Source organism: Endozoicomonas sp. ONNA2 (genome assembly GCF_024606365.1).
Classification (GTDB): domain Bacteria; phylum Pseudomonadota; class Gammaproteobacteria; order Pseudomonadales; family Endozoicomonadaceae; genus Endozoicomonas.
This window is the reverse complement of sequence record NZ_JAHHPO010001156.1, coordinates 1-2,918: the sequence shown is the minus strand read 5'-3', so window position 1 is coordinate 2,918 and position 2,918 is coordinate 1. Positions and strand designations below refer to the sequence as shown.

The window sequence follows — 2,918 nt, the reverse complement described above, 5'->3', positions numbered from 1 at the left end:
GGGTCTCAATTTTCAGCCCGGAACCATCGGGGAAATGGCAAGAGACTATCATCTTCCCTCAGTTCTATCTGCTTGAATTCAGCTCTGCCGGTAAATACTTGTTCAATAAATACATATTCGGTGGCCGTGATTTGCAGCTATGGCCCAGACTGGAAAAATTGTCGGACTGGTCGCTGAATCATCTTCACTTGTCGTACCCGGATGCTCCATCAAGAGCGAGGTTTGGCTCAGTCATAGTGCTCGAACATAAATCACATGTACAAAAGACCAAGTTCAGTCCGTCTGACAGCCACTTACTGGTCAGTTGTACTACCGGTACGGTCTATATCTGGGGGAAGAACGAGGCAGGAGAATGGTCAATTCAAACCATCACCGATCAATGCGCCCCAGCCACCAAACCCTGCTTTAGTCTGTCTGGCCTGCATGTGCTGACTTGCAACCCTTCGATGGTAGGCATCCTGGGGCGCAGTCAGCAAAAGGACTGGCCACTCAAGGGGATGATCAGACAAGACGGTATCCTGAAAGCCTACTTCAACCCATTATCAGAACATGAAGTGGTGGTCCTGAGCCGCACTGAGAATGACAATATGACAAATATCACTCTGACAGTTTGGGAATTGAGCGATGCTGGTACGACGGATTGAAGGCAAAACGTATTTTGCAGCATTCACAACCTGATGATTAAAATCGCTCTGCGTGGGAATGCATCCTGGCCCGGGAACTTCCTGAACTTTGGCCGGTCTGATCAGGACATGAATCAAGCGTGAACGCCGGTCAGCACTCGTCAAGAATGGGACAAGTCAGTGAGCAACTCTCTCTCTGCAGTAGCCGTGGGCTTTTCGATGGTGTCGGATTGGCCTGTAACTCAGCCTGCCAAAACGACACCTTTCAACGACCCGTCCACTGTCATACCCCCGCAAGCCAGTCGACAAACACAACTCTCACCAACAAAACCCCCACCAACAAAACCCCCACCAACAAAACCATTACAGCAAAGAAGGATTACTGAACTCCCTCCCGAACTGTTGGCCATGATATTTGACTACCTGGAATTCGATGATATACGCCAGGTAAATGCAACCTGTCTGGCATTTCGGGAAGTGGTTAAAGAGTTCAATTATATTCAGGAACTGTCTTATTTTGCCCGGCTTCCCCGAAATTTCCGGGAACAATATCAGCACAATGCACCACGGCAGAAAAAAAGTCTGGAGTTTCACCCATTTGCCAATTCAGCACCACTCAACGACAAACTGATATCGTTCAGAAACAGGATAATAAAAAACCTCCCGCAGATGCCCGCACTGATGTGCCTTGCCACCTTGGGAAAGATGGAACCATGCCCTGCTTATCGTTTGGTCAAGCGATATACAACCTCTCTCCCTGTGCGTTCACCAGGGTATTCAAATTTGCTGCACTGCGCCACCCCCAATATTCGCTTCAGCCCGTCCAATCGTCATTTGTTGTTTTATGGTCGCTGCTTGAATGACTCTCGGCTTCTGGCCAGGGATGACCGGGGGCAATGGGCAGAAGATCGCTTGAATTGGTCCGATAACCGTGGCAGTCGGGTGATTACCAGGGCAAATTTCACTGACTGCACAAATCGCCTGTTAACCTGCAGCGATGAGAGTTGCGTTAATACCTTGCTACCAGCTCACCGCTGTTGGGACGATGTCGGCAAGGTAACCTTGCCTGATCAGACTGTCAATTTCAGCCCTTCAGGGAACTATATGCTGACTTATAATCCTGCCATTATCTGGCGCATGGACGAAAATAATGATTGGCTAAAAATGGATATTTGTGGCCTCTCCCCCGGTACGTTGGCTGGTGGAGTCCTGTTCAGTCCATCGGAACAGCATCTGGTACTGTACAATATGATGGGTACAGCAACCATGCTAACTCTGGATGATCGTGGTGTCTGGTCAGCACAGCAGTTAATATCATCAACAGAAGATTTTATTGGTTATGTCAGATTTAGCCCAATGTCGAATCAGCTTCTGGTCGGTTTTTCCGTACAACCCGGCAATCCCGGACAGGTTTCGATATACAGACTGAAGCCATCGGGGGAATGGGAACAGACGACACTTCTGCCGTACTTCTGTTCGCTCTGCTTCAGCCCCGGCGGTAAATACGTGTACGGTAAATACAACGATTACCGATGCCATGAAGTGCATCTGTGGCGCATACTGGAAAAGTTTTCTGACTGTTCGTGCAACCTTTGCTTGCCGCAGTTGGATGCTGCATCAGCAGCCGGACTTGCCCCTGTAAAAGTGCTCAAACATGATGCCATTGTAGAAATGGCGCAGTTCAGTCCCACAGACAGACACTTACTGGTCCACTGTGGCATCAATACAATCATCTGGGGACAAAGCCAGGCAGGAGAATGGTCATATCAAACCATCACCGATGAATGCGCCCTGGCCCCCATATACTGCTTTAGCCTGTCTGGCCTTCATGTGCTGACTTGCAACCCCTTTATGGTAGGAATCCTGGGGTGCAGCGATCAAAAGGGCTGGTCACTCAAAGGAGTTATCAAGCAAAACAGAATCATAAAAGCCTGCTTCAATCCACTATCAGAACATGAAGTAGTGGTCCTGAGCCTGACCAGGGATGGTGACACTACCAATGCCACTCTACAAGTTTGGGAAATAACAGATTCCAGGCTGGGTTGAAGACAATGGTCTGCTACTTGGTATGAGCAACAGCAAATTATTCCAATTCCACCTTCTGAATATGCGATCGGGCAAGCAATGGCACTGACTTAAGCTTAAAAGCCCCGTAAACACGGGGATTGATATAGGTTGCGAGATTTGAATTTGAACCACAAAGGACAAAAGAGCACAAAGGAAAAGAAAAGTTCTTCTTAGCCGTGAAAAATATTTTGCTCAACCATTTTTCATCCCTGAGGGTGGCGCAAAATA

General features: G+C 48.3%; 3 protein-coding genes. 2 read left to right on the top strand and 1 reads right to left on the bottom strand.

Annotation, left to right across the window (positions count from 1 at the left end; translation table 11 throughout):
• Window positions 1-644: hypothetical protein (locus KDK14_RS20455; RefSeq protein WP_257267084.1), on the top strand; the 644-nt coding region annotated here is incomplete at its 5' end.
• 159 nt (window positions 645-803) lie between these two features.
• Entirely contained in the window at window positions 804-2,669 is a 1,866-nt protein-coding gene (locus KDK14_RS20450) for an F-box/WD40 repeat-containing protein (protein WP_257267083.1), read from the top strand.
• A 37-nt stretch (window positions 2,670-2,706) separates the two neighbouring features.
• Here KDK14_RS20450 and KDK14_RS20445 read toward each other — a convergent pair.
• Window positions 2,707-2,918 (bottom strand): hypothetical protein (locus KDK14_RS20445; RefSeq protein ID WP_257267082.1); only part of this gene is annotated, 212 nt, incomplete at its 5' end.